28 protein-coding genes and 1 pseudogene are annotated in these 25,776 nt (G+C 67.5%); 19 read left to right on the top strand and 10 right to left on the bottom strand.

The window, feature by feature from the left end; translation table 11 throughout:
* Window positions 1-122 (top strand): annotated as a pseudogene (locus FA740_RS16915) (IS5/IS1182 family transposase); the annotation flags it as partial.
* Window positions 123-241: 119 nt separating this feature from the next.
* Here FA740_RS16915 and FA740_RS20180 read toward each other — a convergent pair.
* The 3 genes from FA740_RS20180 to FA740_RS16900 form a co-directional block, all read right to left on the bottom strand.
* Entirely contained in the window at window positions 242-2,437 is a 2,196-nt protein-coding gene (locus tag FA740_RS20180) for a methyl-accepting chemotaxis protein (RefSeq protein WP_246053697.1), read from the bottom strand.
* Between the two features lie 111 nt (window positions 2,438-2,548).
* Entirely contained in the window at window positions 2,549-3,070 is a 522-nt protein-coding gene (locus tag FA740_RS16905) for a chemotaxis protein CheD (protein WP_136857982.1), read from the bottom strand.
* Window positions 3,067-4,050 carry a CheB methylesterase domain-containing protein gene (locus FA740_RS16900; protein WP_136857981.1) on the bottom strand — a complete coding sequence of 328 codons (984 nt, stop codon included), beginning with the start codon at window positions 4,048-4,050 and terminating at the stop codon, window positions 3,067-3,069. Before FA740_RS16900 ends, FA740_RS16905 begins: the two co-directional genes overlap by 4 nt.
* A gap of 162 nt (window positions 4,051-4,212) precedes the next feature.
* Between FA740_RS16900 and FA740_RS16895 the strand changes: the two genes are divergently transcribed.
* The 13 genes from FA740_RS16895 to FA740_RS16835 all read left to right on the top strand — a co-directional run bounded on the left by FA740_RS16895 (window position 4,213) and on the right by FA740_RS16835 (window position 13,074).
* A complete protein-coding gene (locus tag FA740_RS16895) occupies window positions 4,213-4,488 on the top strand; it encodes an STAS domain-containing protein (protein ID WP_136857980.1) in 276 nt (91 codons plus the stop codon).
* On the top strand, window positions 4,485-4,853 hold the full coding sequence (locus FA740_RS16890; protein WP_127898852.1) for a response regulator: 369 nt from the start codon (window positions 4,485-4,487) through the stop codon (window positions 4,851-4,853). The genes FA740_RS16895 and FA740_RS16890 overlap by 4 nt, the downstream gene beginning before the upstream one ends.
* A 2-nt stretch (window positions 4,854-4,855) precedes the next feature.
* Complete coding sequence (locus FA740_RS16885; RefSeq protein WP_136857979.1) at window positions 4,856-7,000, top strand: chemotaxis protein CheA; 2,145 nt, start codon at window positions 4,856-4,858, stop codon at window positions 6,998-7,000.
* Window positions 7,001-7,003: 3 nt separating this feature from the next.
* Window positions 7,004-7,474, top strand: a complete 471-nt coding sequence (locus tag FA740_RS16880; protein WP_136857978.1) for a chemotaxis protein CheW — start codon at window positions 7,004-7,006, stop codon at window positions 7,472-7,474.
* Complete coding sequence (locus FA740_RS16875) at window positions 7,471-8,337, top strand: CheR family methyltransferase (RefSeq protein WP_246053694.1); 867 nt, start codon at window positions 7,471-7,473, stop codon at window positions 8,335-8,337. The genes FA740_RS16880 and FA740_RS16875 overlap by 4 nt, the downstream gene beginning before the upstream one ends.
* 11 nt (window positions 8,338-8,348) lie before the next feature.
* Complete coding sequence (locus FA740_RS16870; protein WP_136857977.1) at window positions 8,349-8,738, top strand: response regulator; 390 nt, start codon at window positions 8,349-8,351, stop codon at window positions 8,736-8,738.
* Complete coding sequence (locus FA740_RS16865; protein ID WP_136857976.1) at window positions 8,735-9,109, top strand: hypothetical protein; 375 nt, start codon at window positions 8,735-8,737, stop codon at window positions 9,107-9,109. Before FA740_RS16870 ends, FA740_RS16865 begins: the two co-directional genes overlap by 4 nt.
* 176 nt (window positions 9,110-9,285) lie before the next feature.
* Window positions 9,286-9,771 (top strand): SspB family protein, encoded by a 486-nt coding sequence (locus FA740_RS16860; protein WP_136857975.1) that lies wholly within the window; start codon window positions 9,286-9,288, stop codon window positions 9,769-9,771.
* Between the two features lie 3 nt (window positions 9,772-9,774).
* The gene (locus FA740_RS16855) at window positions 9,775-10,665 is read left to right on the top strand and encodes a dihydrodipicolinate synthase family protein (protein ID WP_136857974.1); all 891 of its coding nucleotides are present in this window, start codon (window positions 9,775-9,777) and stop codon (window positions 10,663-10,665) included.
* A gap of 87 nt (window positions 10,666-10,752) precedes the next feature.
* Window positions 10,753-12,147, top strand: a complete 1,395-nt coding sequence (gene fumC / locus FA740_RS16850; protein WP_136857973.1) for a class II fumarate hydratase — start codon at window positions 10,753-10,755, stop codon at window positions 12,145-12,147.
* Window positions 12,148-12,212: 65 nt separating this feature from the next.
* A complete protein-coding gene (locus tag FA740_RS16845) occupies window positions 12,213-12,413 on the top strand; it encodes a DUF4169 family protein (RefSeq protein ID WP_136857972.1) in 201 nt (66 codons plus the stop codon).
* Window positions 12,410-12,634, top strand: coding sequence for a ribbon-helix-helix domain-containing protein (locus tag FA740_RS16840; protein WP_136857971.1), 225 nt, complete (start codon window positions 12,410-12,412; stop codon window positions 12,632-12,634). The genes FA740_RS16845 and FA740_RS16840 overlap by 4 nt, the downstream gene beginning before the upstream one ends.
* Window positions 12,635-12,663: 29 nt before the next feature.
* On the top strand, window positions 12,664-13,074 hold the full coding sequence (locus FA740_RS16835) for an acyl-CoA thioesterase (protein ID WP_136857970.1): 411 nt from the start codon (window positions 12,664-12,666) through the stop codon (window positions 13,072-13,074).
* On the opposite strand, the gene FA740_RS16830 is transcribed toward FA740_RS16835, so the two are convergent.
* The 3 genes from FA740_RS16830 to FA740_RS16820 form a co-directional block, all read right to left on the bottom strand.
* Entirely contained in the window at window positions 13,071-14,699 is a 1,629-nt protein-coding gene (locus FA740_RS16830) for a long-chain fatty acid--CoA ligase (RefSeq protein ID WP_136857983.1), read from the bottom strand. The genes FA740_RS16835 and FA740_RS16830 overlap by 4 nt on opposite strands.
* A gap of 80 nt (window positions 14,700-14,779) precedes the next feature.
* A complete protein-coding gene (locus FA740_RS16825) occupies window positions 14,780-15,163 on the bottom strand; it encodes a PaaI family thioesterase (RefSeq protein WP_136857969.1) in 384 nt (127 codons plus the stop codon).
* Window positions 15,164-15,258: 95 nt separating this feature from the next.
* On the bottom strand, window positions 15,259-16,125 hold the full coding sequence (locus FA740_RS16820) for an NAD(P)-dependent oxidoreductase (RefSeq protein ID WP_136857968.1): 867 nt from the start codon (window positions 16,123-16,125) through the stop codon (window positions 15,259-15,261).
* 138 nt (window positions 16,126-16,263) lie between these two features.
* Here FA740_RS16820 and FA740_RS16815 point away from each other — a divergent pair, with 138 nt between their 5' ends.
* Window positions 16,264-18,678 carry a penicillin acylase family protein gene (locus FA740_RS16815; RefSeq protein ID WP_136857967.1) on the top strand — a complete coding sequence of 805 codons (2,415 nt, stop codon included), beginning with the start codon at window positions 16,264-16,266 and terminating at the stop codon, window positions 18,676-18,678.
* A gap of 51 nt (window positions 18,679-18,729) precedes the next feature.
* Here FA740_RS16815 and lpdA read toward each other — a convergent pair whose 3' ends face one another.
* From lpdA to queA, 3 genes are all read right to left on the bottom strand, one after another.
* Entirely contained in the window at window positions 18,730-20,121 is a 1,392-nt protein-coding gene (lpdA, locus tag FA740_RS16810) for a dihydrolipoyl dehydrogenase (protein WP_136857966.1), read from the bottom strand.
* Between the two features lie 66 nt (window positions 20,122-20,187).
* Window positions 20,188-21,444, bottom strand: a complete 1,257-nt coding sequence (locus tag FA740_RS16805; RefSeq protein ID WP_136857965.1) for an MFS transporter — start codon at window positions 21,442-21,444, stop codon at window positions 20,188-20,190.
* Window positions 21,445-21,529: 85 nt separating this feature from the next.
* Entirely contained in the window at window positions 21,530-22,576 is a 1,047-nt protein-coding gene (queA, locus tag FA740_RS16800; protein ID WP_136857964.1) for a tRNA preQ1(34) S-adenosylmethionine ribosyltransferase-isomerase QueA, read from the bottom strand.
* Window positions 22,577-22,694: 118 nt separating this feature from the next.
* On the opposite strand from queA, the gene FA740_RS16795 reads away from it, so the two are divergent.
* Both FA740_RS16795 and bfr read left to right on the top strand, forming a co-directional pair.
* A complete protein-coding gene (locus FA740_RS16795; RefSeq protein ID WP_136857963.1) occupies window positions 22,695-22,988 on the top strand; it encodes a (2Fe-2S)-binding protein in 294 nt (97 codons plus the stop codon).
* On the top strand, window positions 22,936-23,421 hold the full coding sequence (gene bfr, locus FA740_RS16790) for a bacterioferritin (protein WP_136857962.1): 486 nt from the start codon (window positions 22,936-22,938) through the stop codon (window positions 23,419-23,421). The genes FA740_RS16795 and bfr overlap by 53 nt, the downstream gene beginning before the upstream one ends.
* 39 nt (window positions 23,422-23,460) lie before the next feature.
* Here bfr and FA740_RS16785 read toward each other — a convergent pair whose 3' ends face one another.
* Window positions 23,461-24,135, bottom strand: coding sequence for an HAD-IA family hydrolase (locus FA740_RS16785; RefSeq protein WP_136857961.1), 675 nt, complete (start codon window positions 24,133-24,135; stop codon window positions 23,461-23,463).
* A gap of 117 nt (window positions 24,136-24,252) precedes the next feature.
* Here FA740_RS16785 and glmU point away from each other — a divergent pair, with 117 nt between their 5' ends.
* Together glmU and FA740_RS16775 are read left to right on the top strand one after the other, a co-directional pair.
* Complete coding sequence (gene glmU, locus FA740_RS16780) at window positions 24,253-25,596, top strand: bifunctional UDP-N-acetylglucosamine diphosphorylase/glucosamine-1-phosphate N-acetyltransferase GlmU (protein ID WP_136857960.1); 1,344 nt, start codon at window positions 24,253-24,255, stop codon at window positions 25,594-25,596.
* Window positions 25,596-25,776 (top strand): hypothetical protein (locus FA740_RS16775; RefSeq protein WP_136855898.1); only part of this gene is annotated, 181 nt, incomplete at its 3' end. The genes glmU and FA740_RS16775, both read left to right, overlap by 1 nt.

Here is a 25,776-nt window from a genome sequence, read left to right as displayed (position 1 = left end):
GCTTCAACAAGCTGAAAAACGCACGCCGGGCCGCCACACGCTACGACAAAACCGCTGAAAGCTTCCTGGGCTTCATCGACATCACGTCTATCCGCCTCTGGGTTCGCCTTTTGTCAACATGACCTAGGTGGCGGCCTTACCGGATCGCAGGGTCGGGTTTGGACCTGCCCCGCCATGATCGAAACGCGAAACGCCACGCCGGGATACCGGCGCGGCGTTCGCATATCCGTCCGCAATGCGATCAGAATTCGAACATCTGCCCTTCCGACCGGCCACCCACGACGCGCAGAGGCACGGGCTCGACGACGGGAAGGGGGCTGGCCATCTTGGGGCGGGACAGTTCCGCACGCGCCGTCCGGCCGGAAATTCGGAAGCCCGAAATTTCGCGGATAAGATCCTCGGCCCTCTGCTGCAGCGATGCGGCTGCGGCGTTCGCCTGCTCGGCGACTGCAGCGTTCTGCTGGGTCACCTGGTCCAGCTGGTTCACGCCGGTATTGACTTCGGCCAGACCGACCGACTGTTCGTTTGCCGCCAAGGAAATCGCGGTGATCTGCTCGGACACCTCATGCGCCTTGGTCAGGATCTGACCCAGGCTGTCGCCGGTCCGACCGACCAGAGCCGACCCCGCCTTGACCTGCGTGGCCGACTGCGAGATCAGCGACTTGATCTCACGGGCCGAATCGGACGCACGCTGCGCAAGGCCCCTGACCTCGGATGCGACGACGGCAAAGCCGCGACCTGCCTCTCCGGCGCGGGCGGCCTCGACCCCCGCATTTAGCGCAAGCAGGTTGGTCTGGAACGCGATGTCGTCGATCACCCCGATGATCCGGGTGATCTGATCCGAGGAGGCCTCGATGCCGCGCATCGCCGTGACGGCGTCGCGCACCACGGCTGCACTGGCCTCGGCGATATCACGGTTCTGGCGGCTGGCCTGCTCGGCATGCCGCGCGCGTTCGGCGGTGGAATGGACGCTGGCGTTCATCTCGTTCAGCGCGGCAGCCGATTCCTCCAGCGTCGCGGCCTGGGTTTCCGCACGGCTGGCCAGGTCCTGCGCGGCCGAGGTGATCTCGGTTGCGCCGCCCCGGACCTGATCGGCGACATCGGTGATCCGTGCCACGGTGCCCGTCAGGTTGGCCACGACGCTGTTGAACGCCTCTCTCAGCCCGTCATAGCCCGCCGGGAAGGGATCGGAGGGCGGGTTGGGGATCTGCTCGGTCAGATCGCCCTGCGCAAGACGGGTCAGCCCGGCCCCGATGTCGCGGACGACGCGGGACTGCTGGCGCGATTCGACCTCCCTGGCAGCGGCGGCCTCGGCCTCGGTGCGGCGCGCCTCGGCTGCCAGGTGACGGGCCTCGATGGCGTTGCGCTTAAATATGCTCAACGCTTGTGCCATCTCAGAAAGCTCATTGCGGCCCTCGGTCCCTTGGATGTCGACATCCAGTTCACCTCTTGCAAGCCGGCCAGTCTGATCGACCGCTATACGCAAGCGGTTGCCCAAATCGCGAGACAACAGCACCGCAATCAAGGCGCCGATAAGCGTGGCGACGGCAACGCCGGCAAGAATTGATGTCGATGTACTCTGCAAAACCCCTACCGCCTCGGCCGACAATCCAGTCGTGACACTCATAGCGTCCGTGCGCATGGTGTTCACCTGCTCCAAAACCGCCAACTCGGTCTGGCTCAGTGTTTCGATCGCATCGCGCGAGGTCAGCTCAAGGCCACGCAATTCGCTGGCATAAGCCCAATATTGGGCCATCCCGTTCACTGTCTGACCAAGCAAGGCCCGCATCTCTTCGGTAATGGATCGGCGAGACAGCTCGACCAGATTCTGACGGGCCGCTTCGTAAGGCTCGGTGGCCGAATCCAGATCGGACACATCAGCACCGTTCAGAAACCGGTCGACCCGAACGCGCGCCACAAGAAAATCATTCGATGCTTGCAGCGCCATATAGGCCGCCTCTCGGTCGCCGCGCTGCTCGAACAGATTTTCAATCTGCTCTAGGTTGCGCCGATGCTCGATCCCCAGATCGCGCAACGCGACACTTGTGGTCGTCACCTGCTGAAACAGATCGAAGGACGCCTCGGCTTCGCGAATATGCTGGTCCTTCAATGCGATCAAACCTGCCGCATGAGGGCTGCCCATCTGCCGTGCGGTTTCGGCCATGGAGCGGACGTCGTTCATCTTTGCGATGACACGCTGACGGTCCGCATCGGAGGCACTGGCCGTAAAGTCCCTGACGGCAATTTCAGCCTCTGCGACGCCAAAGTTGATCTGCGCCGCGATCCGAGACAATTCCTCGGAGGCGCGCGTCGCAGCTTCGATAGCTTGCAGTCGGTCCATCCGGTTCCAGGCGAACCCTGCCAACGCCAGAAGCATCAGCAGGATCAGGCCGAAGCCGGCCGCGACCTGGGTCGTGACTCTTGTATTTTTCAGCATGATGTCAGTCTCCAAAACGCCTCTTGGCAACCATGATCCTGTCGAAAAGGGATCAGGTCAGATGGAAGGATCAAGCTCACGGCAGGGATTGCGCGTGAAAACAAAGAAAAGTCAGAACAGTTCGACATCGCCACCCCGCTGCGGCATGGGCTGTTCGCGGACGGGCACCCGTGCCTCGCCCAGCAGGTGCAACTGAACGCGCCCGATCGTGGGCCAGAATCGGATGCGTCGGGCCTGACTGCCGCAGAGATCGCTGGCGATCAGGGGAATGCCTTCGTCCTGCAGAAAGCGGCGCGCCGCGTCGGCATTGCGCTGACCGATATCGGGCAGGCCCGCCATCATCCGCGCGCCGCCGAACAGTTTGGCGCGCAGATGACTGCGCACTGCGCCACGGCGCATCAGCCCGTTGACCAGGACCTCCATCGCGGCGGCCGCATAGCGGATGTCGGGACCGCCCGGCCCGGCATCGGGCAGCAGAAAGTGGTTCAACCCGCCGATCCGACGCTCGGGGTCCATGATGCAGGCCGACACGCAGGACCCAAGGACCGTCGTCAGAACGACGTCGGGGACATCGCTGATGGCGTGTTCGCCCTGGACCACATGAATGACAGTGCTTCCGGGTTCACGGATCATGACAGCCTCCTCTGGCGGACGGCCTCGCGGGACAGAAGGGCCGGCCCGATCCGGGACAGCGACAGCACCTCGGTCGCGCCCCCCATTTCGATGGCCACGCGGGGCATGCCCCACACGACCGAACTGTCGCGATCCTGCGCGATGGTATGCGCGCCCGCCCGGCGCAACGCGCACATGCCTTGCGCCCCGTCGGCCCCCATGCCCGTCAGCAGGGCCGCCCGCACGTCCAGCCGGTCGGCCAGCGCCGCGCCATCCGTGAACAGCATGTCGACCGAGGGGCGATGCCCCGAAACGGGCGCCCCCGGAATCAGCCGGATCTTGGGGCCGCCGCGCAGCACGAACCCCAGATGGCGATCGGCAGCCGCAGCCAGATAGACCATCCCCCGGCGGAGCGGTGCTCCGTCCTCGGCCGCCACTACGCGCGGCTTCAGCAGCTGGTCCAAGCGTCGGACCAGGCCGTCGGCAAAGCCCGGGCGAATATGCTGCACGATCAGCGTCGGCGGGCAGTCAACGCGAAACGATCCCAGCACGGTTTCCAGCGCGGTGATCCCCCCCGTGGAGGACCCCAGCAGAATCACGCCTCCGACAGGGTCCGTCGAGGGTTGCACGGCCTCGGCCGCACGCGGCGGGGTGGCCGGAGCGGGCCGCCCAGGTTGCAGGCCGCCAAACAGGCGCGACAGCATCTGTTCGGGGCTGGAATGCACCGGATAGCCCCCCGCAGGACGGCGCATCTGACCATAGATCACCACCTGGGCGTCGATCATCGTCAGGATGTCCGCCAGCGCGTCGAACTCGATCGATTCGGCGAATTCGGCCGCGACGGCGACGCGCCGTGGCAGGTGCGATTCAAGCAGCACATAGGCTTCGCCGGGCGTCGCAGCGCCCAGCACGGTCACCCCGTGGTGATCTTCGCATCTGCGCAGCAGTGCGGTCAGCCGGGATATGTTCGGGTCGGCGATCAGCAGGACCGGGTTCGACACATGAGAACTCCTGGTAAGGTGGATCGCAGATTGCCGCAGAAGTATTAAATAATCGTTTCTTTCAAATGACTTGAGGTTCGGAAAATTTATCCGCCCGGCAATGTTTCCTTAAGGGTTGCCTGCTAGCCATTGGGACGCCGATGACAACAAGAGGTGGATCACATGCACGCCCTGCCCCTGCCCGAGACGTTCGACCGCAAGGCCGTCTCGGCCTTTGCCCGAACCCTTCTGGATCACCGGGGCGCAGATGCGGTCCTGGACGCGTCAGGGGTCCAGCGTATGGGCACCCTCGCGGTCGAGATGCTGATCTCGGCCCGCAAGCAGTGGCAGACGGATGGCAAGACGCTGTCGGTCCGGGATGCATCCGAGCCGTTCCTGACCGCGATCGAGGCTGTCGGCGCCTCGGTCGATCATATTCAAACAGGGGGACCCGCATGACGACCCGTATCCTGGCGGTCGATGATTCGCCCACCATCCGCGCGCTTGTGTCAAAGGCACTGCGCAATGCCGGCTTCGACGTGTTTCTGGCCGTTGACGGCGTCGACGGGGTCGGCGCGCTGAGCGAGGCCGATCCGCACCTGATCATCACCGACATCAACATGCCGCGCATGGACGGCTTTGGTCTGATCGAGAATGTCCGCGCCACCGGCGCCTATGCGGATGTCCCGATCCTGGTTCTGACCACCGAGAGCGGCGCCGATCTCAAGGCCCGCGCCCGCAGTGCCGGGGCGACCGGCTGGATCGTGAAACCCTTCGAGGACGAGCGTCTGATCGCCGTCATCGACAAGGTATTGGGACGCTAAAGATGGCAGACATGGACGAATTCCGCGACATGTTCTTCGTCGAATGCGACGAGCTGCTGGAGGTTCTGGCCAATGGCTTGCGCCAGATGGAGCAGCCGGGCTTTGACAAGGAAACGGTGCACGCCGTGTTCCGCGCAGTGCATTCGGTCAAGGGCGGCGCGGCGGCCTTTGGCCTGACCACCCTGGTGACCTTTGCGCATCGCTTTGAGACAGTGCTGGATCTGGTCCGCTCGGACAAGATCGAGGTCACGCCCCTGATCATGGGGCTGCTGCATCGCTGCTCGGACTGCCTGACCGATCTGGTGGGCACCGCGCGGTCGGGCCAGGACCCTGACGAGGTCAAGGTGGACGGTCTGATGACCGAGCTGGACGGCCTGATCGATTCGGACGGCGAGGAAGATACCGCGTTCGAGTTCACCCCGATCACTCTGGATTTCGGCGCCCCGCTGTCCTTTGACGCGCCCCTGGGCCTGGACATGCCGACGGCCGAGCCTGCGCGCGCGGGGCTGCTGGTGCAGATGGCCCCGGGGTTTCAGCTGTACCGGTCCGGCAACGACCCGATGGCCCTGCTGGCCAGCCTGCGAAAGCTTGGCGATTGCGACGTTGTGATGAACGACGAATCGGTCGCGCCGTTGGAGGATTGGTCGCCCGAACAGCCCAGCCTGGCCTGGGAGATCGGCATGCCGGAGGGCATCGACGAGGCCGCCATCATGAGCGTGTTCGAATTCGTCGAGGACTGCTGCATGCTGTCCATCCGCCCGGCCCCGGCCCCGGAAATCACGCCTGCCGAAAACGAACCCGAGCCCGAGGTCGCGGCGCAACACGACCCGGCCCCGGCCGAGGCCGTCCAGACCCCTCCGCCACCCACGACCCCGGACGAGGCCTCGACCGCACCCGCGGCAGGCCCCCGCGCCGCCGCTCAGTCCGATGCAGGCCAGGCGGCCCCGACGATCCGGGTCGCGCTGGACCGGGTCGACCGCCTGATGAACATGATCGGTGAGCTGGTCATCAAAGAGGCGATGCTGTCCCAGGTCATCCAGACGGCCGGCATGCACGAGCAGCCCGACGTCATCGCGGGCCTGGACGCGATCCGCCAGCTGGCAAGCGACATCCAGGAAAGCGTGATGGCGATCCGCGCCCAGCCCCTCAAGCTGGTGTTCCAGCGCATGCACCGCATCCTGCGCGAGGCGGCGGATGCGACGGGCAAACCCGTCCGCCTGATCACCATCGGCGAGCAGACCGAGGTCGACAAGACCATGATCGAACGCCTGGTCGAACCGCTGACCCACATGATCCGCAACTCGGTCGATCACGGGCTGGAGGATACGGTGACGCGCCAACGCCGCGGCAAGCCGCAAGAGGGCACGATCACCCTGTCGGCCGCCCATCGGTCCGGGCGCGTCCAGATCGAGGTCTCGGATGACGGCGGCGGCATCAACCGCGCCAAGGTCCGTCAGATCGCCGAGGATCGCGGGCTGGTGGCCCCCGGCGCCAACCTGTCGCCCGCCGAGATCGACCAGCTGCTGTTCCTGCCCGGCTTCTCCTCCAAGGACGAGGTATCGGCCCTGTCGGGTCGCGGCGTCGGACTGGACGTCGTCCGCCGCGAGATCATGGGCCTGGGCGGCCGCGTGATGATCCAGTCCACCGAGGGCGAGGGCACGACGTTCTCCATCGCGCTGCCGCTGACCCTGGCGGTGGTCGAGGGGATGCTGATCCAGCTGGGCGACCAGACGATGGTGCTGCCGATCACGGCGGTGCAGGAAACCCTCCGCCCCGAAAGCTCGATGCTGCACGGCGTGGGCCACGGCTCGCAGCTGCTGTCCAACCGCGGAGAGCTGATCCCCATCATCGACCTCTGCGCCAGCTTCGGCGTCACCCAGCCCGAAGGCGGCCCCGACAGCAGCGTGCTGATCGTGGTCGAGACAGACAGCCGCAAGCGCGCCGCGTTCCGGGTGGATGCGATCTTTGACCAGCGTCAGGTGGTCATCAAGAGCCTGGAGCAGAACTATGGCCGGGTTCCGGGTGTCTCGGCCGCCACGATCCTGGGCGATGGAAAGATCGCCCTGATCATCGACCCCGAAGAAATCCTCCTCTCCATGTCCAACGACCAGGGCCGCCGCATGGCCGCCATGGCATCGAACGGGTGACGCATGCTGCAATCCATCTCGCATAACTCTGTCGGCAAAAGCGATGTCGTGGCCTTCAAGCTGGCCGACCAGGACTTTTGCATCGATATCGGTCTGGTCCGCGAAATCCGCGGCTGGACGCCCACGACCATGCTGCCCCACGCGCCCGATTACGTCAAAGGCGTGATCAACCTGCGCGGCTCCGTGGTGACGGTCGTCGACCTGTCGGCCCGCCTTGGTTTCGGGGCAGCCACGCCGTCGCATCGGCACGTCGTCATCATCGCGATGCATGCCGGGCGGATCGTGGGCCTGCTGGCGGATCTGGTGTCCGACATCCTGCCGATCAACGAGGACCATATCCAGGCCGTGCCCGACATCGCGTCGAACCCGGCGCGCGAGTTCATCGTCGGCATGATCACGCTGGAGGACGGTCGCATCCTGCGCAAGATCGACCTGGCGCAGCTGCTGCCCGCTGCCCACGGGGTCGAAGCGTGAGAGCAGCTGCCACAGCCTCCCCCCCCGGGCCGGTCCTGACGGATGCGCAGTTTCGCAAGATCGCCGCGATCGTCCATCAGGACAGCGGCATCATCCTGTCGGAATCCAAGCGCAGCCTGCTGATGGCCCGCCTGAACCGCCGCCTGCGGGTTCTGGCCCTGCCCGATTACGGCGCCTATTGCGACAGGCTGGACAGCGGCGACGGCCCCGAGGAGCGCCGGCACCTGCTGTCGGCCATCACCACCAATGTCACCGCCTTCTTTCGCGAGGGCCATCATTTCCAGAGCCTGGGCCAGGATGTCCTGCCCGCAATGATCACGCAGGCGCGGGCGGGCCGCCGGTTGCGCCTGTGGTCAGCGGCGTCGTCCTCGGGCGAGGAACCCTACTCCATGGCCATGACCCTGCTGGACGCGTTTCCCGATGCGGCCAATCACGACACCCTGATCCTGGCGACCGATATCGACCCCGAGATGGTTGAACGTTCGCGCCGGGGTCATTTCTCGGCCGAGGCCGTGACCCCTGTCGGCGCGCCGCGGGTGAAACGGTATTTCCAGCCACAGGGCGACGGCTATGACGCCAAGACCGATCTCAAGCGCGTGATGCGCTTTGGCGAACTGAATCTGCATGACGACTGGCCCTTTTCGGGCAAGTTCGACGTGATCTTCTGCCGCAACACCGCGATCTATTTCGACAGTGCCGCCCGGCAGCGGCTCTGGTCGCGCTTCGCGGCGGCGCTCAACGAAGGGGGCGCGCTGTTCATCGGACATTCCGAACGCCTGGACGGCCCCGCTGCGGCGCTGTTCCAGGCGACGGGCACCACCCAATACCGGCGCAATGCGACGCCGGCTCCTGCCAGGACGTGAAAGGGACAAACATGGCACAGAAATCGAACCTTCATGTGATGGTGGTGGACGACATGACCATCAGCCGCTCGCTGATCGAGCAGGCGCTGGACTGGGCGGGCCTGGTCAACGTCCAGTACGAGGCGAACGGAGAGACCGCGTTTCGCAGGCTTGCCGCGGCGCCGGTGCATCTGGTCATCTCGGATTACAACATGCCGGGCATGGACGGGCTGATGCTGCTGGAGGCGCTGCGCCAGAACCCCAGCACGCAGCGCATCGGCTTCATCCTGATCACCGGCACCGCGACGCGCGAGATGATCGAACGCGGCCAGCGGGCGGGCATGAACAACTTCATCGCCAAGCCCTTCACCAAGGAGGCGCTGCTGAAGTGCATCGAATCGGTCACGGGCAAGCTGCAATGAGCGCTTTGCGGCAGCATACCGAACCGGAGGTCCAGGGGTCGCTGCGCGACGCGCTGGACCGCGCCTCGGTCGAGGCCAGGCGGATCGCCGTGGCCCTTGCGCAGATCGACGAGGCGCTTGGCGCGATGCTGGAGGTCACGGACGGCTCCGCGCAATCGCTACAGGTGGCCGACCTGCTGCGACAGGAGGTCGAGGGGCTGTCGGTGTTTCTGGCCCTGGTGGCCCAGCAGACCCCGCCCGACCAGCCGTTCGACCCATCGGGGGCCGGCTCGGCGCTGGACCTTCGGGCGCAATCGCTGCGGCTGACGGGGGAAACCCGGGTGCCCGACCACGACCCGCAGGACGACCTGTGGGGCCATGCCGGCGGATGACCCGGCCTGCCCGATCACCCGCCCTCTATCGGGCGGGGGCGGGCGTTACCTGGCGATGGACGGCCCGGCTGCCCGCGGGCGGCAGTCCGGACGGGAGCGGGCGATTTCGCCCTCGGCCCCCCTTTTCATCCGCGGCCATATCCCTATGCTTGGCCGCGTGCAGGAAAGGTGACGTCATGGCGCGATCAGGTCTGGATTACGGCGGGATGATGCATCGCGCGATGCAGGGGCTGATCGCAGAGGTTCTGCGTCAGATCGCCCGCGAGGGCCTGCCCGGCGACCACCACTTTTTCATCACCTTCGACACCCGCGACGACGGGGTCGAGATGGCCGCCTGGCTACGCGATCGCTATCCAGAGGAGATGACCATCGTCATCCAGCACTGGTTCGACAACCTGACGATCCAGGCCGACCATTTCACCATCACGCTGAATTTCGGCAATCAGCCTGAGCCGCTGAAGATCCCCTTCGACGCGCTACGCACCTTCGTGGACCCCTCGGTCGAATTCGGTCTCCGCTTCGAGACGCAGGACGGCGACGAGGATGGCGACGAGGACGAGGAGGCCGATGCGGAATATCAGCTGGACGCCGAGGATGACGGCGACGACAAGCCGCCCTCGGGCGGGGCTGATGTCGTGCGTCTGGACCGCTGGCGGAAATAGGCCGTGGACCTGCTGCGCGGGCTGTGCGCCTTTCCGATCACCCCGGCCACCCCTGACGGCACGGTGATCGAGGCCGACCTGCGCCGCATCGTCGCCCGCATCGCCCGGGCCCGGGTCGACTCCATCGGGGTCCTGGGGAGCACCGGCAATTATGCCTATCTGTCCCTGGATCAGCGCCGCCGCGCGACCCGCATCGCCCTGGAGGCGGCGGGCGGCCGCGTTCCCGTCATCGTGGGCGTCGGCGCGCTGCGCAGCGACGATGCCGCAGCCCTGGCTCGCGACGCGCGCGAGGCCGGAGCCCAGGGCCTGCTGCTGGCCCCGGTTGCCTATCAGCCGCTGACCCCGGATGAGATCGTCGCCCATTTCCGCCACGTGGCCGAGGCGGGCCAGCTGCCGCTGGTCATCTACAACAACCCGACCACCACCCATGTGACGTTGGACCATGCCCTGCTGGCGCGGCTGGCGGCGTTGCCGCATGTGGCGGGGGTCAAGATGCCCCTGCCCGCATCAGGCGACATCGCGACCGAGATCGCGGCCCTGCGCCCCCTGCTGCCGCCAGGCTTCGTGATCGGCTATAGCGGGGATTGGGGCTGCGCCCGGGCCCTGCTGGATCACGCCGATGCCTGGTTCAGCGTCGCCGCGGGGCTGTGGCCCGATGCCACGCTGACCCTGTCCTGCGCGGCCGGCGCGGGTGACGTCACGGGCACGCGCCTGGCGGAGGAGCGGTTCCAGCCGCTCTGGGCGCTGTTTCGCCGTTACGGCAGCCTGCGGGTGATCCATGCGGCCGCGCGCCTGATGGACCTGACCGAGGCGGTTCCGCAGCGTCCCGTCCTGCCGCTGCCCGATGCCGACCATGCCGCCCTGCGCGCGGCGATCCGGGCCATCGACGCCTGATGTTAGCGACGGCATACCGTCGCATACGAATTGCGCCCGCGCGCCCTTCCCGCTAAACCCGGCACGAAACCGTGAGGGAGCGACCCGATGACCAAGACCCGCACCGAAACCGACAGCTTCGGCCCGCTGGAGGTTGACGCCTCCAAATACTGGGGCGCGCAGACGCAGCGTTCGATCATCAACTTCCCGATTGGCTGGGAGCGTCAGCCGGTCCCGATCATCCGCGCCTTGGGCGCGATCAAGCTGGCCGCCGCACGGGTGAACCGCGCCAATGGCGACCTGCCCGCCGATCTGGCCGAGGCGATGGAACAGGCCGCGACCGAGGTGTTCCAGGGCCGATTTGACGACAACTTTCCGCTGGTCGTCTGGCAGACCGGGTCCGGCACCCAGTCGAACATGAACGCCAATGAGGTGATCAGCAACCGCGCGATCGAGATCATGGGCGGCGAGATGGGCTCGAAAAAGCCCGTCCATCCCAACGATCACTGCAATATGGGTCAGTCGTCGAACGACACCTTCCCGACCGCGATGCATGTGGCCATCGGCATGCTGGCCCGCGACGTGCTGCTGCCGGGTCTGGAGAAGCTGGCCGCCGCGCTGGAGGCCAAATCGGCCGAGTTCAAGGACATCATCAAGATTGGCCGCACCCACACCCAGGATGCGACGCCCCTGACGCTTGGCCAGGAATTCGGCGGCTATGCCCATCAGGTCCGCAAGGGGATCGAACGGGTCCGCGCCTGCCTGCCCGACATCTATGAGCTGGCGCAGGGCGGCACCGCCGTGGGCACCGGGCTGAACACCAAGGTGGGCTGGGACACGGCGATTGCAGCGGAAATCGCCAAGATCACCGACCTGCCCTTTGTCACCGCGCCCAACAAGTTCGAGGCGCTGGCCGCCCATGACGCGATGGTCATGTTCTCGGGCGCGCTGAAAACGGTGGCCGGGTCGCTGTTCAAGATCGCCAACGACATGCGCCTGCTGGGGTCCGGCCCGCGTTCCGGTCTGGGCGAGCTGATCCTGCCTGAGAACGAGCCCGGATCGTCCATCATGCCGGGCAAGGTGAACCCCACCCAGGCCGAGGCACTGACCATGGTCTGCGCGCATGTCATGGGCAATGACGCCGCTGTTGGCTTTGCCGGATCGCAGGGGCATTTCGAGCTGAACGTCTACAACCCGATGATGTCCTATAACGTGCTGCAGTCCATGCAGCTTCTGGGCGATGCGGCCAGCAGCTTCACCGACAACATGGTCGTGGGCACGCAGGCCAACGTCAAGCGCATCCACCAGCTGATGCGGGAATCACTGATGCTGGTGACGGCGCTGGCGCCGACCATCGGCTATGACAACGCGACCAAGGTCGCCAAGACCGCGCACAAGAACGGCACCACCCTGCGCGAGGAGGCCATCGCCCTGGGCTTTGTCGATGGCGAGACCTTCGACCGCGTCGTGCGCCCCGAGGACATGATCAGCCCCAAGGGCTGACCCCCTTGACCCAAGGCCGGGGGGCGCGCCACAGTGGCGCGCCCCTTGTCGTTTCACGGACCGCCATGACCCGCATCATCAACCTGCGCCAGGCCCGCAAGTCCCGCGCCCGAGACGCTCTCCGCGCGCAGGGCGATACCAATGCCGCGATCCATGGCGAGGCCAAAACCCTGCGCGATGCCCGCCAGGCCGAACAGGACCGCGCCGCCCGCGTCCTAGACGCCCACCGTCAGGACCCGCCCAACCAGGACCCACCCACCGAATGATCGAGCTGCCCCCCATGACGCCGCCGCTCAAGCGGTCGGTGACCATCGACGGGCATCGCACCTCGGTCTCGCTGGAGGACGCGTTCTGGAAGGCGCTGGCGACCCAGGCCGCCGCCCGCGACCTGACCCGCGCGGCGCTGATCGGGCGCATCGACCACGCCCGCCCGCCCGAGATCGGCCTGGCCACCGCCCTGCGCCTGTTCGTGCTGGCCAACGCCTGAATCCTGCCCCCTGCCAGACCGGAGACACGATGCCCGACCGCAGCGCCTATCCCGTCTTTCAGACCATCCCGACCCGTTGGCGGGACAATGACCAATACGGCCATATCTACAACGCCACCTATCTGGAGCTGTTCGACGAGGCGATGACCCTGACCCTGTCGGGACAGGGCTTCCTGGCGCCCGACGCCCCGCTGCTGGTCGTGGTCGAGAATGGCTGCCGCTATCTGGTCGAACTGTCCTGGCCCGCCACGCTGCGGATCGGGGTGGCGGTCACGCATCTGGGGCGCAGCTCGGCGCGGTTCGACATGGCCATGTTCGACGGCTCGGCCCCCAGCCCCGCGGCGCTGGCGCATTTCGTGACCGTTACGCTGGACCGCGACACGCGCCGCCCGGTCCCGATCCCGGACGGGCAGCGCGCCTTTCTGGAGACGCTGCGCTAGCGCAGATCGGGAAGGACGTGATCCGCGAACCGCTCTCTCAGGGTCAGCTTGCTGATCTTGCCGGTCGCGGTCAGCGGCATCTCCTCGACAAACACGATGTCGTCGGGCAACTGCCAGCTGGCCAGATGCGGGCGCAGGACGGCGCAGACATCCTCCAGCGTCGGGCGGGCATCGCCGCGCGGCTTGACCACCAGCAGCGGGCGCTCGTCCCATTTCGGATGGGGCAGCGCGATGACCGCGCATTGGGCGACATCGGGATGGGTCAGGGCCAGGTTCTCGACGTCGATCGAGCTGATCCACTCGCCGCCCGACTTGATCAGGTCCTTGGCCCGGTCGCGCAGCGTCAGCACGCCCTCGGCGCTGATCGAGGCGATGTCGCCGGTGCCGAACCACCCCTCCGCATCCACGGCGCGCGTGGTCGCGTCGGCATTGTCGTGATAGCCCGCGGCGACCGTATTGCCGCGCACGAACAGCTCTCCCATCGCCTGGCCGTCATGGGGCTGGCGCTGCCCGGCATCGTCCACGATCTTCATCTCGACGCCAAAGACCCGCCGCCCCTGCGCCCGCTTCAGCGCCATGCGCTGATCAAAGGGCAACGCGCGCTGCACCGGCGTCAGCGACCCCTGGCTGCCCAAAGGCGACGTCTCGGTCATGCCCCAGGCGTGGTTCACGTCGATGCCCATGCGCTCGAAGGCCTCGGTCAGGCTGCGCGGCATGGCGCTGCCGCCGACGACGATGTGGCGCAGGGCGCGGGGCTTGGCGCCGCGGGCCTGGATCTCGGCCATCAGACCCTGCCAGATGGTGGGCACGCCCCAGGCGCTGTCCACGGCCTCGGCCTCGCACAGGTCCCACAGGCTGGCGCCGTCCAGCGCGGGGCCGGGCATGATCAGGCTGGCCCCGATCAGCGGCGCGGTGAAGGGCAGGCCCCAAGCATTGACGTGAAACAGCGGCACGACCGGCAGGATGCGCGGCTGCGGCCCCAGATCGGGGCCCAGCACCGCCGCCGTCGCCAGCGCATGCAGTATGTTCGAGCGGTGCGAATACAGCACCCCCTTGGGGTCGCCCGTCGTCCCCGAGGTATAGCACAGCCCCGATGCGGTGGTTTCCGGGAAATCGGGCCAGGTCCGGTCTGTGGCCCGGCCCGCCAGCAGATCCTCATAGCACAGCGCGTCCAGCGCCCTGTCGGGCATATGCGCCGCATCGGTCATCACGACATAGCGCATCGGCGGCAGGCGCTCGCGCAGCGCCTCCAGCAGCGGCACGAAGGTCAGGTCCACGAACAGCATCCGGTCGCCCGCATGATGCGCGATGAACACCATCTGCTCGGCCGACAGGCGCGGGTTGATCGTGTGGCAGACCGCGCCGATGGCCGGAACCGCGTGATAGATCTCCAGGTGCCGGTGGCCGTTCCAGGCCAGCGTGGCCACACGGTCGCCAGGGGCCACGCCCATCTCCTCCAGCGCCAGGGACAGCTGCACGGCGCGGGCGCGGGTCGCGGCCCAGCCCTGACGGTGCAGGTCGCCCTCCACCCGGCGGGACACGATCTCGGCCGCGGGGAACCCTTCGGCCGCAAAATCCAGAAGCCCACTTTGCAGCAGCGGGCGGTGCATCATCAGGCCGTCCATGACGTCTCCTCCTTCGTCGGGGGCCATGATGGCGGGATTGCGGGGCGTTTCAACCCGTCAGCATCGCGGCTGCCGCAGGGTCAGCGCGCCGTCACATGGGTCGAGGTCAGATCCAGCAGGATCGCGTCCCCCGCATCGGTGACCTGCGTGCGCACGGTCGAGACCCGCCGCCCCCGCCGCAGCCACGAGGCGCGCGCAGTCAGCACGCCCTCCTGCCGGTTCGCCAGCAGTTGCGCGTTCAGCGTCACGGCGACGGGAAAGCTGTCCATCCCCTCCTCGGGCTGCTCTCCGCCCAGGACCAGGTTGGTGGCCACGACATCGGCGAACCAGATCAGCGCGCCCGCATGGACGGTCCCAAAAGGGTTGCGCACGTCATCGGTCACGGTCATCTCTCCGACCGCCTCGCGGGCATTCACGCCGGTGATCTCGAATTCGATCGTTCCGGCAAAGCTGTGGTTCGACATGGCCGAATCCTTTCGTCAGTAACATGCGGGCGCAACCGGCACCGCCGCGCGAGGCCCGCAATTCCGGAACCCGCAGATCATGATCACGCGCCGCCTCAACGGGGCAGACGCGCGATCAGCGAAGACGTATCCCATCGTCCGCCACCCATCAGCTGCACGTCCTTGTAGAACTGGTCGACCAGGGCCGTCACCGGCAGCACCGCGCCCAACTGATCGGCGGCCTGCAGGCAGATCGCCAGATCCTTGCGCATCCAGTCGACCGCAAAACCGTGTTCGAACTCTCCCCGATCCATCGTCGCATGGCGGTTCACCATCTGCCAACTGCCAGCGGCCCCCTGGCTGATCACCTCGACGACATCGGTCACATCCAGTCCCGCCTTGCGTGCAAAGGCCAGCGATTCCGCCAGCCCCTGGACCAACCCGGCAATGGCGATCTGGTTGCACATCTTGGTCATCTGACCGGCGCCGACCTCGCCCATCCGCCGACAGATCTTGGCATAGGCGTCGATCACCGGGGCGGCGCGGTCGAAATCCGCCTGCGTGCCGCCGCACATGACCGACAGCTGGCCGTTCTCGGCCCCCGCCTGCCCGCCGGACACGGGCGCATCGACATAGCCCAAGCCCGATTGGGCCGCGACCTGCGCCAGCTCGCGCGTGACCTGCGCCGAGACGGTCGTATGATCGACCAGCACCGCGCCCCGCGCCATACCGGCAAAGGCGCCGTCCGGGCCCAGACAGACCTGGCGCAGATCGTCGTCATTGCCCACGCAGCACAGGACCAGATCGGCCCCCTCCGCCGCCTGGCGCGGTGTGGGCGCATGGGCGCCGCCGTGACGCGCGACCCAAGCCTCGGCCTTGGCGCCGCTGCGGTTATAGACCGTCACCTGATGGCCCGCCGCCGCCAGATGGCCCGCCATCGGAAACCCTATCACGCCCAGACCCAGAAACGCCACCTTCGCCATTCAACTCTCCTCGGGATGTCCTGATCGCGCGTGGGGATGCGTTGAAATGCCCGCGCGCCTGTCCTATGCAGCCACACCACCACCCATGCGCGGCAGGGTCAACCCGTGCCGCGCGCACCCCAAGGACCGGCCCCCAGAATGCTGACATTGTTTCGCTGGCTCTTGCGGCTGACCATCGGCCTGATCGTGCTTCTGGTGCTGTCGGCGGTGCTGGTCTGGTATTTCGCCGTGCGCTCGCTGCCCGATTACGGTGCCACCTACCGGGTGGAGGGCATCACCGCCCCGGTCGAGATCGTCCGCTCGACCGAGAACGTGCCCCATATCTTTGGCCGGACCGACCCCGACGTGTTCTTTGCCCTGGGCCTGGCCCATGCGCAGGACCGGCTGTTCCAGATGACCGTGCTGCGCCGCGCGGCCCAGGGCCGGTTGGCGGAAATCCACGGCCCGCGCGCCCTGCCGGTCGACGATCTGGCGCGCAGGCTGGGTCTGCACCGTGCGGCCCAGGCATCGCTGGAGGTGCAGGACGCGCCCACCCGCGCCGCGCTGCAGGCCTATGCGGATGGCGTGAACCAATGGATCGGCATCGTGAATGCCGGCGCGATGGGCCGCGGCGCGCCCGAATTCTTTCTGTTTCCCGATGTCATCACCTTCTGGCAGCCCGCCGATTCGCTGGCCATCCTGAAACTGCTGGCCGCCGCCAGCACCGATGCCGCCACCGAAGAGATCCTGCGCGCCCGCCTGGCCCTGGCCTGGCCCCAGGACGGCATGCGCATCCTGGACCGCGCCGACGTGCCCGACGACCTGCCCGATTACGCCACTCTGTTTCCGGGCGCGCGGCTTGGCACGCCCGACCGGCGGCGCGACATGCAGGCCGCACACGACCCCCTGGGCTTCCTGCGGCCGGGTCAGGCGCTTGGCGGCAACGCCTTCGGCGCGGAACCGCAGCGGACGGCGGCGGGGGCCTCTCTGCTGGCCAACGACCTGCATGTGGGGCTGACGGTGCCCTCGCTGTTCTACCTGGCCCGGCTGGAGCTGGCTTCGGGCGGGGTGATCGGCGCCACGGTTCCGGGGATGCCCTTGGTCCTGTCGGGGCGCAACCCGTCGCTGTCCTGGGCGCTGACGCCGCTGGACCTGGACGTGGCCGACATCGCCATCGAAGAGGTCCAGCCGGGCAATCCCGACCGCTATCGCGGCCCGCAGGGCTGGACCGCCTTCCAGACCCGGACCGAAGTGATCCGCGTGCTGGATGCGCCCTCGCAGACCATCACCCTGCGCGACACCCAGAACGGTCCTGTCGTGCCGGGCCTGGACCCCGGGCTGCGCGACGTCGTGCCCATCGGCCATGTGCCTGCCCTGCGCTGGACGGGCCTGTCGCGCCAGGACGGGACCATGTCGGCGCTGATGGGGCTGATGCGCGCGCAGGACAGCGCGCAGGCCACCCGCGCGCTGAGGGGCGTGGTCGCGCCGGCGCTGGACGTGACCCTGGCCGATGCCGAGGCGGTGACGCGCCTGTCCGCCGGGGCCGCGCCGCAGCGCGCGCCCGACCATCCGACGGCGGGCGCCCTGCCCGCGCCCGGCTGGCTGCCGCAGACCGCCTGGACCGGGGCCACCGCCCTTGCGGGCGAGGCGCAGCGCCCCGAGGCGGGCCTGGCCCTGGCGACCGAGGATGCCAGCGACGGGCTGCGCCGCGACCGCCTGTCCTACCTGCTGGGCGACCGAGAGGTGCATTCCCGCGACAGCTTCATCGCGGCGCAGCTGGACATCGTCAGCCCGGCGGCGCGCGCGCTGCTGCCGCTGGTGGGGGCGAACCTGTGGTTCACCGGCGACCCCGCCGCCCCCGGCACGCCCGAACGCCAGCGCCAGGACGCGCTGACCCTGCTGGCGGAATGGGACGGCGCCATGAACGAGCATCTGCCCGAACCGCTGATCTACACCGCCTGGATGGACGCCCTGCAGGACCGTCTGGTCCGCGACGAGCTGGGGCCGATGGCCGATGACCTGCTGCACCTGCAGCCCCGCTTCATCGACGCGGTGTTCCGCAACCGCGGCGGCGCCTCGGCCTGGTGCGACATCGTCCAATCCGCCGCGACCGAGGATTGCGCGACCATCGCCCGCCAGTCGCTGGACCGCGCCATTCTGGACCTGTCGGCGCGCTATGGATCGGACGTGGCCAGCTGGCGGTGGGGCGACGCGCATCAGGCCAAGCACCGCCACCCCGGTCTGGGCGCGCTGCCCGCTCTGGGCTGGATCATGAACATCACCCAGTCCATCTCGGGAGAGGAGTTCACCGTGGCCCGCAGCGGCATGACGGGCAGCGGGCCGCAGCCCTTCCAGGCCGCGACCGGCGCGGGTTTCCGCAGCGTGATCGACCTAGCCGATCCCGACAGCTCGGTCTTCATCACCTCGACCGGGCAGTCGGGGCATCCGCTGTCGCGCCATTACGACGATCTGGCGGGCCTGTGGCGGCGCGGCGAATATGTCGGCATGTCGCTGGACCCCGATCTGGCGCGGGCCGCCGCCACCGGCATCACCACCCTGACCCCGGTCGATTGACGCAAAACGGGGGGCACAAAGGCCCCCCGTATCGTCGCGCTGTCGTGCCGCTCAGAAGTGGATGGCGCGCCCATAGGCGTCCAGAACCGCCTCGTGCATCATCTCGGACAGGGTCGGGTGCGGGAAGACCGTCTCCATCAGGTCCTGCTCGGTCGTCTCCAGCTGGCGGCCGATGACATAGCCCTGGATCAGCTCGGTCACCTCGGCGCCGACCATGTGGGCGCCCAGCAGCTCTCCGGTCTTGGCGTCGAAGATGGTCTTGACCATGCCCTCGGGCTCGCCCAGGGCGATGGCCTTGCCGTTGCCCATGAAGGGGAAGCGCCCGACCTTGATGTCCAGCCCCTGCTCCTTGGCCTTGGCCTCGGTCAGGCCGACGGATGCGATCTGGGGGTGGCAATAGGTGCAACCCGCGATGCTGCCCGGCTTGATCGGATGGGGATGCTTGCCCGCGATCAGCTCGGCCACCATGACGCCCTCGTGGCTGGCCTTGTGCGCCAGCCAGGGCGCGCCGGCCAGATCGCCTATGGCATAGACGCCCTCGACCCCAGTGCGGCAATATTCGTCTGTGATGACATGGGTGCGGTCGACGGTGATCCCCGCCTCCTCAAGGCCCAGCCCTTCGGTGTTGCCGACGATTCCCACGGCCGAGATGACGGTATCGAACTCATGCGTCTCGGTCTTGCCGCCGACCTCGATATGGGCGGTGACGGTGTCGCCCTTGCGGTCCAGCTTTTTCACCGCGGCCTTTTCCATGATCGTCATGCCCTGCTTGACGAACTGCTTCTTGGCGAAGGCGCTGATCTCGGCATCCTCGACGGGCAGGACGCGGTCCATGACCTCGACCACGGTCGTCTTGGCACCAAGCGTGTTGAAGAAGCTGGCGAATTCGATGCCGATGGCGCCCGACCCGATGACCAGCAGCTTCTTGGGCATATGCGGCGGCACCAGCGCGTGCTTGTAGTTCCAGACCAGCTTGCCGTCCGGCTCCAGCCCCGGCAGCTCGCGCGCCCGCGCGCCGGTGGCCAGCACGATGGATTTCGCGGTGACCTCCTCCGAGCCCTTGTCGGTCTTGACGGTGACGCGGCCCGGCCCTTCCAGCCTGGCCTCGCCCATGATGACGGTGACCTTGTTCTTCTTGAACAGATGCCCGATGCCGCCCGACAACTGCTTGGCGACGCCGCGCGACCGCTTCACCACCGCGTCCAGGTCATAGCCGATGCCGTCGGCCTTCAAGCCGAAATCCTTGGCGCGGTGCATCAGGTGATAGACCTCGGCAGAGCGCAGCATCGCCTTCGTCGGGATGCAGCCCCAGTTCAGGCAGATGCCGCCCAGATGCTCACGCTCGATGCAGGCCACCTTGAGGCCCAGCTGCGCTGCCCGGATCGCGGCGACATAACCACCCGGGCCTGCGCCGATCACCACCACGTCGAAATTCTGGGCCATCCGGTCCCCCGCTGATGAATTATAGTTCAGCGTTAAACCATTTGCCCCAACGCGGCAAGCGGGCGGTCAGGACGCCGTCTGCTGCTGGGGGTCGTCGGATTGCGCCTCCTCCAGCACCGCGTCGACGGCCAGGGGCGTGGCGTTGGGGGTGATGACGGCAAAGCTGCCCTGTTCGTCGGGCGTCAGCGCACGGCGCTGCGTGGTGCGCCATCCGGCATAGCCGGTCAGCAGGGCCAGCAGCACGCCCATATAGACCCAGTAGCCGTCCGGCCCCATCACGCCCATCATCCAGCCGGTGATCATCGGCCCGCCCATGCTGCCGATGCCATAGATGAACAACAGCCCCGCCGATGCCGAGGCCATGTCCGACTGGTCCAGATAGTCGTTCGTATAGGCCAGCAGCAGTGCATAGACCGGATTGGCCACGCCCCCCATGATCGCCCCCGCGATGACCAGCCCTACCGTGCCCGGCTGCGCCGCGACCACGACCAGCCCGCACAGCCCCCCGATGGCCGACATGCCCAGCACCAGCTTGCGCCGGTCATAGCGGTCCGAGATCCAGCCGATCGGATATTGCAGCACCAGGCCGCCCGCATAGATCGCGGCCACGAACAGGCTGATCTGCGCCACCGACAGCCCGATCTGCGCGCCCCAGACCGACGACATGCCCGACAGGACCGCGAATACCCCCCCGATCAGGAAGATGCCCACGCATCCCAAGGGGGACGCCCGATACAGGCGGCGGAACGACATCCGCTTGATGGTCTGGAACTGCGGCGCGGGCTGGGCCGACAGCAGGATCGGCGTGAAGGCCAGCGACACCAGCACCGACGGAATGATGAACAGCAGATACCCCGCCGGATCGCTGACGTTCAGCAGCGCCTGCGCCACGACGATGCCCAAGAGCTGCACGATCATATAGAGCGACAGGGTCTGGCCCCGGTTCTCATTGGTCGAGCCCGCGTTCAGCCAGCTTTCGGCGGTGACATAGACGCCGCAGAAACAGAATCCGATCAGGAACCGCAGCAAGGTCCAGCTGATCCAGTGCGGCTCGACCGCGAAGAGGACCAGCACCGCCGAGATCAGCGACCCGAGCGCCGCAAAGACCCGCACATGGCCCACGTTCTTGATCAGATCGGGCACCGTCAGGCTGCCCAGCAGGAACCCGCCGTAATAGCTGGTGATGACGACCGACATCTGGAAGGTCGGGATGCCCTCGATGCCGCCGCGGATGCCCAGCAGCGTGCCCTGCATGCCATTGCCCACCATCAGCAGCAGGATGCCAAGCAGCAGGGGCCAGGTGGTGCGCAACACCGAAATCATCGCGGGTCTCGTCTCGTTCAGGGGCATCGGGGCAGAGCGCCCGACCTATGCCCGACGGCCCCCCGATGCCAGCCGGAATGCGACCTCAGGGGATCAGCAGCGACGCGTCGCCATAGCTGAAGAAACGATACCCGTCCCGGACCGCATGTCCATAGATTTCCCGGATCTTTTCCGCCCCCATCAGCGCCGAGACCAGCATCAGAAGCGTCGATTTCGGCAGGTGGAAATTGGTCATCAGCCCGTCCGTGACGCGGAAGTGATGACCGGGATAGATGAAGATGTCGGTCGTGCCGCGGAACGGCGCGATGCGTCCCGGTTCCGGCGCGGCCGATTCGATCAGCCGCAGCGCGGTGGTGCCGACCGGAATGACACGCCGCCCCTCGGCCTTGGCGCGGTTGATGGCGGCGGCGGCCTCGGGCGTGACCTCGCCCCATTCGGCATGCATGCGGTGGGTGGTCACGTCATCGACCTTGACCGGCAGGAACGTCCCCGCCCCCACATGCAGGGTGACATGCACGAATTCGACCCCGCGCGCGGCCAGCGCCTCCAGCAGGGGGGCGTCGAAATGCAGGCTGGCGGTGGGGGCGGCCACGGCCCCCTGATGCGCGGCCCAGACCGTCTGGTAATCGTCGCGATCCTGGTCGTCCGGTGCCCGCAGCGCCGCGATATAGGGCGGCAGCGGCATCGCGCCGACCTGTTGCAGCGCCGCGTCGAACGCCTCTCCGGTCGCGTCAAAGATCAGCCGCAGGCCGGTCGCGGACATCTCGGCCACCTCGGCGGTCAGGGCGTCGCCAAAGCGGATCACCTCGCCCACGCGCAGCTTGCGCAGCGGCTTGGCCAGCGCCTGCCAGCCGTCGGCCGCGGGTTCCAGCAGGGTGATCTCGATGCGCGCGACGGCCTCGCCCTGCGGCGTCTGACGCGCGCGGGTGCCGGTCAGGCGGGCGGGGATCACCTTGGTGTCGTTCAGCACCAGCAGATCGCCCGGCCGCAGGATCTGCGGCAGGTCGCCCACATGGCGGTCGGCGATGGTGCCGCCCTCGGCCAGCAGCAGGCGCGCCGCGCTGCGCGGGCGTGCGGGACGGGTGGCGATCAGCCCCTCGGGCAGGTCGAAATCGAAATCGGTCAGCTTCATGGCCGGGCTTGTGCGGTGCCCGCGCGTTTCCGTCAAGGCGTCGTGAAGACCAAGCAAAAGCATCGGACTTTACAAGCCTGACGGAATCGGTCAATTTCCGCCCGACAGGAGGCCCGCCATGATCGTCTGCCATTGCACCCAGATCTCGGATCACGACATCCGCGCCGCCATCGACTGGATGCGCACGGCGGACCCCCAGACCATCATCACCCCCGGCAAGATCTATCACGCGCTTGGCAAGCGGGCCGATTGCGGCGGTTGCATGCCGCTCTTTCTGGACACCATGCGCGGCTGCGATAGGGTGGGTGTCGCCCCGCCGATCCTGCGGACCCGACCCATTCACGAAAAGGAAGCCAGCCATGAAGGGCGACGCCAAAGTCATCGAATATCTGAACGCCGCACTGCGGTCTGAACTGACGGCGGTCAGCCAGTACTGGCTGCATTACCGCCTGCAAGAGGACTGGGGTTTCGGCCGCATCGCCGCCAAGTCGCGCGAGGAATCCATCGAGGAGATGAACCACGCCGACAAGCTGATCCAGCGGATCATCTTTCTGGAAGGCCATCCGAATCTGCAGAAACTGGACCCGCTGCGCATCGGCCAGACCCTGCGCGAGACGCTGGACAGCGACCTGGCCGCCGAACATGACGCCCGCACCCTGTATATCGAGGCGCGCGATCACTGCGACAGCGTCGGCGACTATGTCAGCAAGGTCCTGTTCGAGGAACTGATCGCCGATGAGGAGGGCCATATCGACTTCCTCGAGACGCAGATCCACCTGTTCGACACCATCGGCGAACAGAATTACGGCCATCTGAACGCCAAACCCGCGAACGAGGCCGAATAAGGCCCGCGCGGTCCACGACCGGGATCGGGGGTCCGCCCCCTATCCCAGCCAATCCCGCGCGATGCCCGGCAACTCGTCGAAATGCGCCAGCATGACCTCGGGCGCCAGGCGCGACAACGCCTCGCCCTCCGGGCCAAAGGCGACCAGCGCGACCCTGACCCCCGCCGCAGCGGCGGTCTTGCGGTCCGTCTCGGTATCGCCCACCAGGAACGACTGTCCGACCTGACCGCCCGCCGCCTCGACCGCGGCGCGATAGGGCCGCGGATCGGGCTTGCGCACCGGCAGCGTGTCGGCGCCGATCATCGCGCCAAAGCGGTCGCGGATGCCCAGCTCGCGCAGCAGCGTCTCGGCCAGGGCCTCGGGCTTGTTGGTGCAGACGGCCAGCAGATGCCCGTCCGCGGCCAGCCGGTCCAGCGCCGCCTCGACCCCCGGATACAGCCGCGTATGCACCGCGATGGCGTCCCCGTAATGGCCCAGCAGGCGGTCGAAATCCTCATCCTCGGCGCCCGGCGGCAGCAGCCGGTCCGACGGCATCCGCCCGTATCCCGCCCGCAGCATCGCCCGTCCGCCATGAAACGCGATCAGCGCATCCACCACCGGGTCAAGCAGGTCGCCCAGACCCCGCGCCCGGAAACAGGCATTCGCCGCCGCCACCAGGTCGCCCGACGTATCCGCCAATGTCCCGTCCAGATCGAAGACCACCGTTCCAGCCATGCGCCATCCCCTTCGGACATATTCGGAAAACAAAGGTGACCGCGCCGGACCTTTCCAGCGCGCCCTGCCCCGATTAGAACGCCCTTGATGAAAAGCAAACAGACGATGGGGCGGGACATGAGCGAAAACGCGGTGGGGGTGGTGATTCTGGCGGCGGGTCAGGGCAGCCGGATGCAGTCCGACCTGCCCAAGGTCCTGCACCGCTTGGGCGGCGTGCCGCTGGTGGGCCACGCCCTGCGCGCCGCCCGCAGCCTGGAGCCGGAACAGATCGTCGTGGTCACCGGCCACGGCACGCAGGCCGTCACCGCAGCCGTCGCGCGGCTGGACCCGGACGCCGCCTGCGTCCTGCAGGCCGAACAGCTGGGCACCGGCCACGCCGTCCGCCAGGCCCTGCCCGCGCTGGAGGGGTTCGAGGGCCGCGTGATCGTCCTTTACGGCGACACCCCCTTCATCGCCGAGGAGACCCTGGCCGAACTGGCCGCCCATCCCGCCGATCTGGTCGTGCTGGGTTTCGAGGCCGAGGAGCCGGGCCGCTATGGCCGGCTGGTCGTCACCGATCGCGGGTTGGAGCGGATCGTCGAATGGAAGGACGCCGATGCCGCCACCCGCGACATCGCGCTGTGCAATTCCGGCGTCATGGCGCTGTCCGCCGACCTGCTGCGCCGTCTGATCGCGGGGCTGTCCAACCAGAACGCGTCGGGCGAATACTATCTGACCGACCTGGTCGCCCTGGCCCGCGCCGAGGGCCGCCGTGCCGATGTGGTGATCTGCCCCGAGGCCGAGACCCTGGGCATCAACACCCGCATCGAGCTGGCAGCCGCCGAGGCCGCGTTCCAGGCCCGCGCCCGCGCGCGCCTGATGGAGGACGGCGTGACCCTGACCGACCCGGGCAGCGTCTTTCTGGCGCTGGACACGGTCATCGGCCGCGATGCGGTGATCGGGCCGAACGTCGTCTTCGGCCCCGGCGTGACGGTGGAATCGGGGGCCGAGATCCTGCCCTTCTGCCACTTGGAGGGCTGCCATGTCAGCGAGGGCGCGACCGTCGGTCCCTTTGCCCGCCTGCGCCCCGGCGCCGAACTGGGCACGGACGTGCATGTCGGCAACTTTGTCGAGATCAAGAACGCCGTCCTGGACGAAGGCGTCAAGGTCGGCCACCTGACCTATCTGGGCGACGCCCATGTGGGGGAACACACGAATATCGGCGCGGGCACCATCACCTGCAACTATGACGGCGTGTCCAAGCACCGTACCACGATCGGCGCGCGCGCCTTCATCGGCAGCGACACGATGCTGGTGGCGCCTGTCCGCGTAGGCGCGGATGCGATGACCGGGTCCGGATCGGTCATCACCGAGGACATCCCCGACGGCGCCCTGGCCATCGGCCGCGCCCGGCAGGCCACCAAGCCCGGCCTGGCCCTGCGCCTGATGGCCGCCCTGCGTCTGAAAAAGGAGGCCCGCTGATGTGCGGCATTATCGGGATATTGGGTCGTCACGAGGTTTCGCCTCAGCTGGTCGATGCGCTGCGGCGGCTGGAGTATCGGGGCTATGACAGCGCCGGGGTCGCCACGGTGGACGGCGCCGGGCGGCTGGAGCGCAGGCGCGCGGTGGGCAAGCTGGTCAACCTGTCGGACCTCTTGGTCC

This window comes from Paracoccus hibiscisoli (assembly GCF_005048265.1).
GTDB classification, from domain to species: Bacteria; Pseudomonadota; Alphaproteobacteria; order Rhodobacterales; family Rhodobacteraceae; genus Paracoccus; species Paracoccus hibiscisoli.
Note: the sequence above shows the minus strand (reverse complement) of the source record. Positions and strands in the feature narration are given on the sequence as shown.

Excerpts from the sequence above, each read along its gene's own strand:
- FA740_RS20180 (WP_246053697.1), bottom strand. The coding sequence starts at position 2,437 with ATGCTGAAAAATACAAGAGTCACGACCCAGGTCGCGGCCGGCTTCGGC.
- FA740_RS16905 (WP_136857982.1), bottom strand. The coding sequence starts at position 3,070 with ATGATCCGTGAACCCGGAAGCACTGTCATTCATGTGGTCCAGGGCGAA.
- FA740_RS16895 (WP_136857980.1), top strand. The coding sequence starts at position 4,213 with ATGCACGCCCTGCCCCTGCCCGAGACGTTCGACCGCAAGGCCGTCTCG.
- FA740_RS16890 (WP_127898852.1), top strand. The coding sequence starts at position 4,485 with ATGACGACCCGTATCCTGGCGGTCGATGATTCGCCCACCATCCGCGCG.
- FA740_RS16885 (WP_136857979.1), top strand. The coding sequence starts at position 4,856 with ATGGCAGACATGGACGAATTCCGCGACATGTTCTTCGTCGAATGCGAC.
- FA740_RS16880 (WP_136857978.1), top strand. The coding sequence starts at position 7,004 with ATGCTGCAATCCATCTCGCATAACTCTGTCGGCAAAAGCGATGTCGTG.
- FA740_RS16870 (WP_136857977.1), top strand. The coding sequence starts at position 8,349 with ATGGCACAGAAATCGAACCTTCATGTGATGGTGGTGGACGACATGACC.
- FA740_RS16865 (WP_136857976.1), top strand. The coding sequence starts at position 8,735 with ATGAGCGCTTTGCGGCAGCATACCGAACCGGAGGTCCAGGGGTCGCTG.
- FA740_RS16860 (WP_136857975.1), top strand. The coding sequence starts at position 9,286 with ATGGCGCGATCAGGTCTGGATTACGGCGGGATGATGCATCGCGCGATG.
- fumC (WP_136857973.1), top strand. The coding sequence starts at position 10,753 with ATGACCAAGACCCGCACCGAAACCGACAGCTTCGGCCCGCTGGAGGTT.
- FA740_RS16845 (WP_136857972.1), top strand. The coding sequence starts at position 12,213 with ATGACCCGCATCATCAACCTGCGCCAGGCCCGCAAGTCCCGCGCCCGA.
- FA740_RS16840 (WP_136857971.1), top strand. The coding sequence starts at position 12,410 with ATGATCGAGCTGCCCCCCATGACGCCGCCGCTCAAGCGGTCGGTGACC.
- FA740_RS16835 (WP_136857970.1), top strand. The coding sequence starts at position 12,664 with ATGCCCGACCGCAGCGCCTATCCCGTCTTTCAGACCATCCCGACCCGT.
- FA740_RS16830 (WP_136857983.1), bottom strand. The coding sequence starts at position 14,699 with ATGGACGGCCTGATGATGCACCGCCCGCTGCTGCAAAGTGGGCTTCTG.
- FA740_RS16825 (WP_136857969.1), bottom strand. The coding sequence starts at position 15,163 with ATGTCGAACCACAGCTTTGCCGGAACGATCGAATTCGAGATCACCGGC.
- FA740_RS16820 (WP_136857968.1), bottom strand. The coding sequence starts at position 16,125 with ATGGCGAAGGTGGCGTTTCTGGGTCTGGGCGTGATAGGGTTTCCGATG.
- FA740_RS16815 (WP_136857967.1), top strand. The coding sequence starts at position 16,264 with ATGCTGACATTGTTTCGCTGGCTCTTGCGGCTGACCATCGGCCTGATC.
- lpdA (WP_136857966.1), bottom strand. The coding sequence starts at position 20,121 with ATGGCCCAGAATTTCGACGTGGTGGTGATCGGCGCAGGCCCGGGTGGT.
- FA740_RS16805 (WP_136857965.1), bottom strand. The coding sequence starts at position 21,444 with ATGATTTCGGTGTTGCGCACCACCTGGCCCCTGCTGCTTGGCATCCTG.
- queA (WP_136857964.1), bottom strand. The coding sequence starts at position 22,576 with ATGAAGCTGACCGATTTCGATTTCGACCTGCCCGAGGGGCTGATCGCC.
- FA740_RS16795 (WP_136857963.1), top strand. The coding sequence starts at position 22,695 with ATGATCGTCTGCCATTGCACCCAGATCTCGGATCACGACATCCGCGCC.
- bfr (WP_136857962.1), top strand. The coding sequence starts at position 22,936 with ATGAAGGGCGACGCCAAAGTCATCGAATATCTGAACGCCGCACTGCGG.
- FA740_RS16785 (WP_136857961.1), bottom strand. The coding sequence starts at position 24,135 with ATGGCTGGAACGGTGGTCTTCGATCTGGACGGGACATTGGCGGATACG.
- glmU (WP_136857960.1), top strand. The coding sequence starts at position 24,253 with ATGAGCGAAAACGCGGTGGGGGTGGTGATTCTGGCGGCGGGTCAGGGC.